At 68.7% G+C, this 7,183-nt stretch carries 7 protein-coding genes; 1 reads left to right on the top strand and 6 read right to left on the bottom strand.

From position 1 onward, the window contains the following. The 5 genes from ARC23_RS19315 to ARC23_RS19295 form a co-directional block, all read right to left on the bottom strand. Nucleotides 1–1,126, bottom strand: a 1,126-nt coding sequence (locus ARC23_RS19315; protein WP_057498691.1) for an ABC transporter permease, incomplete at its 3' end; no start/stop codon positions are given. Then, the gene (locus ARC23_RS19310; protein WP_057498690.1) at nt 1,123–2,310 is read right to left on the bottom strand and encodes an ABC transporter permease; all 1,188 of its coding nucleotides are present in this window, start codon (nt 2,308–2,310) and stop codon (nt 1,123–1,125) included. The genes ARC23_RS19310 and ARC23_RS19315, both read right to left, overlap by 4 nt. Continuing rightward, a complete protein-coding gene (locus tag ARC23_RS19305) occupies nt 2,295–3,308 on the bottom strand; it encodes an HlyD family secretion protein (protein WP_057498689.1) in 1,014 nt (337 codons plus the stop codon). Before ARC23_RS19305 ends, ARC23_RS19310 begins: the two co-directional genes overlap by 16 nt. After that, complete coding sequence (locus ARC23_RS19300; protein ID WP_057498688.1) at nt 3,301–4,707, bottom strand: TolC family protein; 1,407 nt, start codon at nt 4,705–4,707, stop codon at nt 3,301–3,303. The genes ARC23_RS19305 and ARC23_RS19300 overlap by 8 nt, the downstream gene beginning before the upstream one ends. Before the next feature lie 80 nt (nt 4,708–4,787). After that, the gene (locus ARC23_RS19295) at nt 4,788–5,681 is read right to left on the bottom strand and encodes a LysR family transcriptional regulator ArgP (protein ID WP_057498687.1); all 894 of its coding nucleotides are present in this window, start codon (nt 5,679–5,681) and stop codon (nt 4,788–4,790) included. Between the two features lie 104 nt (nt 5,682–5,785). Here ARC23_RS19295 and ARC23_RS19290 point away from each other — a divergent pair, with 104 nt between their 5' ends. Continuing rightward, entirely contained in the window at nt 5,786–6,400 is a 615-nt protein-coding gene (locus ARC23_RS19290; protein ID WP_057498686.1) for a LysE/ArgO family amino acid transporter, read from the top strand. Here the strand turns inward: ARC23_RS19290 and map are convergent. Next, nucleotides 6,397–7,182 carry a type I methionyl aminopeptidase gene (map, locus tag ARC23_RS19285; RefSeq protein WP_057498692.1) on the bottom strand — a complete coding sequence of 262 codons (786 nt, stop codon included), beginning with the start codon at nt 7,180–7,182 and terminating at the stop codon, nt 6,397–6,399. The two genes, ARC23_RS19290 and map, sit on opposite strands and share 4 nt — an antisense overlap. Between the last annotated feature and the right edge of the window lies 1 nt (nt 7,183).

Here is a 7,183-nt window from a genome sequence, read left to right as displayed (position 1 = left end):
ACGACTTAATTCCCTCCGTCCCCTTTTTTGCGAGGAGGCGCCAGGTGGCGAGGGTGCCGTAGAGCATGAGCAGGGCGGTGAGCGTGATCAGCTCGTGGCTGACGTCGGCCAGGCGGGCGTCCATCTGGTTCAGGCGCACCATCAGGTTGATGCCCGAGGTGGTCGGCAGCAGGTGTGCCAGCCAGACCAGTGGTTGCGGCGTCATCACTGCCGGCCACGACAGGTTGGCCAGGAAGAACAGCGGGATCGAGGTGGCGACGATGTACTGGAACGCGCGTTCGCGGGTGCGGAAGAAGCTGCCCACGAACAGGCCGAAGGCCACCGTGGCGGCGATGAACAGGGTGCCGCCCAGCAGTTGGCCCAGCGGGTTGCCGCCGCGTGGATAGTCCTGCACCCAGGCGGTGAAGCCGGCATAGTAGAACAGGCCGAACAGGCCGATCAGGCCGAAGCCCATCGCCATGCCGGCCAGGGTCGGCAGGTCGAAGCGCAGGCGCCGGCCGAGCGCGAGGCGGCGGCCGCCGAGCAGGACGCCGATGCCCATCAGCAGCGTCTGGTGCACGATCAGTTCGGCCACGCCGGGCACGATGGCGCTGCCATAGCCTTCCTGGGTGTTGTACAGCGGGCGCTGCACGAGGGTGACCGGTGGTGCCTGCGGCGCGCCCATGAAGGCGGCCTGGCCGACCACCGCATCGCGCCCGAATGCGCCCAGTGCATCGGCCACGCTGCCCAGCACCCAGCTGGCACGGCCCAGGTAGGCGCCGTTGCCGAGCAGCACCAGCTTGGCCGGGTGGCCGCGCAGGATGTCGCGCTCCAGGTTGGCCGGGATCAGCACGATGCCTTCTGCATGGCCGGCTTCCAGTTGTTGGCGCGCACTGTCGACGTCCGCTGGCTGGCCGACCACGCGCGCAACGCGCAGTGCGTCGAGCTTGCGCAGCAGCTCGCGGCTGGTCGCGCTGTGGTCTTCGTCCACCACCAGCACCGGCAGGTTGCCGGCCACCTGGTGACGATACGCGGCCGGGTAGAAGAACGAGTACAGGATCACCGCGCCGACCATCACCACGATCGCGTAGCGGTCGCACAGCACCGCCATCAGGGTCTGCCGCAGGCTGCGCCAGAGTGCGCTCATGCGTCGGCTCCCGCGGGTTGCGCCGCTTCCGGAGTGCGCGCGAAAGCGATGAGGCGCAGGCCGCCGGTACCGCCGGCAACGATGGACATCAGCAGCAGCGTAGCCAGCGGCCATAGCGAGACCAGCAGCGGCGAACCGATGAACTGCTGCTGGGTCTGCAGCTTGATGTAAGCGCTGAGCGGCAGCAGCTGATGCCAGACGCGGGTGAACAGGGGGCCGTCCAGCACCGGGAAGGTGGCGCTGGAAAATGCCAGTGCAGTACCGATGCTGAGACCCACCGCGGACAGTGCAGTGCCCATGTCGCGGGTGACGCCGACGAAGAACAGCGCGTAGGCGGCGGTGGCCAGATAGAACAACGGTTGCGCGAGCACCAGCAGCAGCACGCTGCCGGCCACGCCATCACCCCGCAGCCAGGCCAGGTAGCCGAGGCCGAGCGCGCCATACAGCGAGAACAGCAGGACATACGGCGCGCACTTCCCAGCGATGGACGCCCACGGAGTGCGGTCCAGCCAGCCGGGCAGGGTGCGATCGCGGATCTCGCGGCCGAGGCTGCCAGCCACCGCAAGTGCCAGTACCAGCGACAATACCGCCGGGAAGATCAACGGCAGCAGGAACAACTCGTAGCTGCGCGCCGGGTTGTACAGAATGTCCGACTGCACCGCGATCGGTGCCGCGCGCAGCTTGCCCGGGCCGACCTGCAGGCCGATGCGCTCACGCAGCAGGCGCGCGTTCCAGGCCGAGACCGCATCGCCGATATCACGCGCGGCGGACTGGCCAGTGGTCATGTAAGTGGCGTTGTAATAGGCGAACACCGTGCCCTGGCGGCCACGCAACGCCTGCCGGGTGGCATCGCGCGGCACCAGCACGATGGCGAACACGTCCAGGCTGCGCAACTGCGAACGTGCTTCTTCCAGGTCCGTGGGCTGGCTGGCGATGCGCACGCCCGGGCTGGCGTCGAGCATGCGCAGCAGCAGGCGGCTGTCACTGCTGTGGTCGAGATCGACCACGGCGATGGGGATGTCGCGCATCACCGAGGGCGTGAACATCCATGCCATCAGCACCAGCATCAGCACCGGCAACAGCGTGACCAGCAACAGGTCGGCGCGGTTGCCGCGCAGCGCGCGCAGCTCGCGCCGCCATGAAGCGGCGAAGCCCTGGCGGTCCGGGCTCAGTGCTGGGGCCATGCGAACAGCACGCTCATGCCGGGGCGGAAGCCCTCGATGCGGCGTACCGGGCGCACCCGCACCTCGAAGCTGCGGACGTCATAGCCGGACGACTGGCGGGTGGTACGCCAGGTTGCATAGTCGCCGGCCGGGTTGATGAAATAGACCTCGAACTCGCCGTCCAGGCCGAGCGCCGGCACGCTGCCTTTCAGCTTGCTGCCGACCTTCAGGCCCTGCATCTGCGATTCGCGCAGGTTCATCGCCACCCACATGCGGTCGATGTCGACCAGGGTGAACACCGGGTAGCCGGCCGGCACCAGTTCGCCCGGGTCGGCCATGCGCTTGTTGATCTCGCCCGCCACCGGCGCGCGCCCTTCCACTTCGACACGCGCGGCGTTGACCTCGGCCACCGCGCCCTGTGCCTGCTGCACCTGGCCCTGCGCGGCACGCTTGTCCTGCTCGCGTGCGCCGGCCAGTGCCATGTCGTACTGCGCGCGGGCGGCGCGCGCCAGCTCGCGCGAACTGGTGGCCTGGGCACGCGCCTCATCGCGCTTCTGCCGGGTCATCACTCCTTCGTTGAACAGGTTCTGCACGCGCTGGTAGGTGGCTTCGGCCAGCGTTGCTCCGGCTTCGGCGCGCTTCCAGTTGGCTTCTGCGGCGCGGATGTCCTCGCTGCGCGCACCTTCGTCGGCCTTGTCGGCCACCGCCTGTGCGGCGGCCAATGCGCCGTGCGCCTGCTGTTCCTTGGCGGCCACTTCGGGACTGTCGAGCAGGAACAGCACCTGCCCGGGCTGCACACGGTCGCCCTCACGTACCTTCAGTTCGGCCACGCGCGCGGTGATCTTGGCGGCCACGTTGATGGTGTCCGCATCGGCCATGCCCTGGATCTGGTCGGCCGGGCTGCGCCAGGCCAGCCACAGGCCGAGCACCACCACGACCAGCAATACCACCACCAGGATCGGTCCCAACCGGCGCTTGCCCGGGGGCGTCGTCGCGTCGTCGTGCAGTACATCACTCATGGTCGATCACCTCGTCCGCACGCCGCCGGAACTCTTCGAAACGGTCCATCTGTCCACTGACCTCCAGCAACTGTGCCAGCGCAATATCGTATTGGTAGGCGGCCTGTGCGCGCTCGACACGGGCGCCGCCCAGGCCGAGCCGCGCGTCGATCACATCCAGCGAGGTCGCCTGGCCTTCGCGGAATGCCAGCTCCTGCAGGCGCAGGTTTTCCTGGGCCTGGGCGATGCTGCTGTCGAGCAGCACGAACTGCTGGCGCGCGGTCTCCAGTTCGTTCCAGGCCTTGCGCACGCCCAGCGCGACCTGGTTCTCGGCCTCGCGCAGGCCGGCCTCGGCCTGCTCCTGCTGCGCACGCGCAGCGCTGATCTGCGCCGGTCGCGAGTTCGGCGACAGGAAGGTGTATTTCAGGCCGATGCCGAACGCCCAGTCCGGATCGGTCAGCATCTCGTCGCGGCGGCGGAAGTCGTATTGGCCGAAGGCGAAGATCTGCGGTTTCAACTTGGCCTGCTGCACGCGCACGCCCTGTTCGGCCTGCGCCACCATCGCCCGCAGGCGCGCGATCTGAGGCTGGCGTGCCTGGGCGGTGCGCTCGAAGCTGGCGACGGGTTCCAGCGGCACCCGCTGCACGAACAGCGGCGATACCGGCTGCACCTCGCCGCCGCTGCGCAGCAGCGTGGACAGCGCGGCCTTGAGCGTGGCCAGGTCGTTCACCGTCTTCTGGTACTCGCGCTCGGCCTTGTCGCGGGCCACGGTGGCCTGCAGGCGCTGGGCACGCGTGGCGAAGCCCTCGCGCTCCAGCTTTTCCGCGTCGGACAGGTGCCGGTTCAAGCCATCGCGCACATCACGGCGCACGTCCACCGCCTGTTCGGCCAGGCGCTGGCCGAAATAGGCCTGGGCCAGCTGCACGGTCAGTGACTGGCGTTGCGCCTCACGTTCGGCGCTGGCCTGTTCGTGGGCGGCGCTGGCGGCACGCTGTGCGGCCGGGATCACGCCACCGGTGTACAGCGGCAGCACCGCGGTCACCACCGGGCGCGTGCGCCAGTCGCGCTCGGTGAACGACAGCGGTGAGTCGATGCCAAAGGCCTCAGCTACCGGCGCCAGCGAACCCAAGGGCAGGGTAAGGGTCTTCTGGAACTGCAGGCGGCGCACTTCGCCGGTGATCTCCGGCAGGCGCAGCAGGCGTGTGGCGTCTTGCAGGTCCTGCTTGTTGCGCACGGCCGCGTCGGCAGCGGCGAGCGCGTCGGAGACCTGTTCCAGGCGTTGCCGCGCCTGCTCCCAGTCCAGCGCCGGTGCATCGGCGGTGCTCTGCGCGGAGGCCGCGAACGGCTGGCTGGCCGCCAGCGCCAGCGCCAGCGCCGCCGTCGCGCGGTGCGTCCTTGTACGTCGGCCGATCACGCCCATGCGGTCCCAGTAGTGAAGAAGTGCGCAAACGTTAGTGCGCGAGGCGTGAAGCCCGGGTCTGCGGTCATCATGTGTGGTCCTCAACGAAGGGTGCCGCTGGCGGCGGAACGCAGCGCCTGGGTGATGTGCTGCAGCGTGCTCGAGCGCACGGCGGCATGCTGCCAGTACAGCGGCACGTCGAGCCAGCGATGGGGTTCCAGTACCACCACGCGGCCGGCGCGCACGGCCGGGGCGGCCAGCGTTTCCGGGGCCATGCCCCAGCCGAGTCCGCACGCGGCGGCTTCGACGAAACCCGTGGAGGAGGGCAGGTAGTGTAACGGCGGCTGCAACCGCGCGCGGGTCAGCCGACGCACGAAGCGCCATTGCAGTTCATCCTTGCGGTTGAATACCAGCATCGGTGCGCGGGCCAGTGCCGCAGCCTGCATGCCGTCGCTGAAGTACTGGCGGGCGAAACCGGGCGAGGCGATGGCGTGGTAGCGCATCGCGCCGAGCAGGTGCACGTTGCATCCCTTCACCGGTTGGCTTTCGGCAGTGACCGCGCCGAGCACGCTGCCGTCGCGCAGCAGCTGCAGGGTGTGGTCCTGGTCGTCCATGCGCAGGTCGAACAGGTAACCATGGCGCTGGTACAGGTCGGCGATGGCCGGCACGAACCAGGTATCGAGCGAATCGTCGTTGACCGCCAAGGGGATCGGCGTACGTGCGGCGTCGCTGCCACGCTCGGGCAGCAGCTCGGCCAGTGCCTCCGCCTCCAGCGCCTGCATCGGCCGCACCCGTCGCAGCAGCGCCTCGCCAGCGGCCGTAGGGCGGCACGGTGCCTGGCGCACCACCAGCACCTGGCCCAGCCGGTCTTCCAGTGCCTTGATCCGTTGCGACAGGGCCGAGGGGCTGATCGACAGGCGGCGTGCAGCGGCTTCGAAGCTGCCTTCCTCCAGCACAGCCGCGAAGGCAGCCAGTTGCGGGTGTACCAGGTCCATGCAGGCGCCTCTTCAGTTTTTCTGCACAGGATAAAGAAAAACCAGTTTGCCTTATCAGGATCCCGGCCGCACCCTGCGCATCCCTTCGCTGCCCGTCCGTCCCGATGTGGATTGCCGCCACCATCGCCGGCCTGCTTGCAGGCGCCGGCCTGATCATCGCCATTGGCGCGCAGAACGCCTTCGTGTTGCGCCAGGGGCTGCAACGTCGCCACGTGGGGACGGTGGTGCTTGCCTGCGCGGGCGCGGACATTGCGCTGATTCTGGCCGGCGTGGGCGGCATGGGGGCGCTGGTGATGCAATGGCCGCTGCTGCTGCAGGTACTGCGCTTCGGCGGCGCAGCGTTCCTGCTCTGGTATGGCCTGCAGGCCGGCCTGCGCGCGTGGCGCGGTGGCGGTGCACTGGCCGTGGACGATGCGCAGGGCGGCAGTCGTCGGCAGGTGTTGTTGGCCTGTCTGGCCTTCACCCTGCTCAATCCGCACGTGTACCTGGATACGGTGGTGCTGCTCGGCAGCCTGTCCACGCGCTATCCCGGCCATCTACGCTGGGCATTCGCCGCCGGCGCATGTGCCGCCAGCGTGGCCTGGTTCTGCGCGCTGGGTTACGGCGCGCGGCTGCTGCAACCGATGTTCCGCAATCCCACCGCCTGGCGGGTGCTGGACGCAGGCGTCGCGGTGTTCATGTTCTGCCTGGCCACGCTGCTGTTGCTGCGTCCGCTCTAGGCGGCATCATCCAGCGCGCACAACGGCGTTTCGCCCGGGCGCAGGGTCAGCACACGCACGCTCTGGCCGGTGACCGCCACGGTGTGTTCGAACTGCGCCGACAGCTTGCCGTCGCGGGTGTAGACCGGCCATTCGTCCGGCTGCTGGCGGATGGCCGGCTTGCCCTGGTTGAGCATCGGCTCGATGGTGAACACCATGCCTTCTTCCAGCACCCTGCCGGTGTTGGGATGGCCGTAATGCAGGATCTGCGGTTCCTCGTGCATTTCCTGGCCGATGCCATGGCCGCAGTACTCCTTCACCACGCTGTAGCCGTGGCTGCGCGCGTGGCGGGCGATGGCGTGGCCGATGTCACCCAGGCGCGCGCCGGGGCGCACTGCGGCGATGCCTTTCCACATCGCCTGGTAGGTGGCCTGCACCAGCCTGCGCGCGGTGTAGTCGACCTCACCCACCAGGTAGGTGGTGCTGGAGTCGGCGATGTACCCGTTCTTTTCCAGGGTGATGTCGAGGTTGACGATCTGGCCGCTGCGCAGCACGTCGGTGGCGCTGGGAACGCCGTGGCAGATCACGTTGTCGATCGAGCTGTTGAGCACATACGGGAAGCCGTACTGGCCCTTGCTGGCCGGCCGCGCCTGCAGCTCGTCGACGATCATGCGCTCGACGAAGTCGTTGATCTCCATCGTGCTGCGTCCCTGCAGCGGCAACCGGTCGAGCGCGGCGAACACCTGCGCCAGCAGGCGCCCGGATTCGGCCATCAACGCGATTTCGTGCGGCTGCTTGATCATC

This window comes from Stenotrophomonas beteli (genome assembly GCF_001431665.1).
GTDB lineage: Bacteria > Pseudomonadota > Gammaproteobacteria > Xanthomonadales > Xanthomonadaceae > Stenotrophomonas > Stenotrophomonas beteli.
Note: the sequence above shows the minus strand (reverse complement) of the source record. Positions and strands in the feature narration are given on the sequence as shown.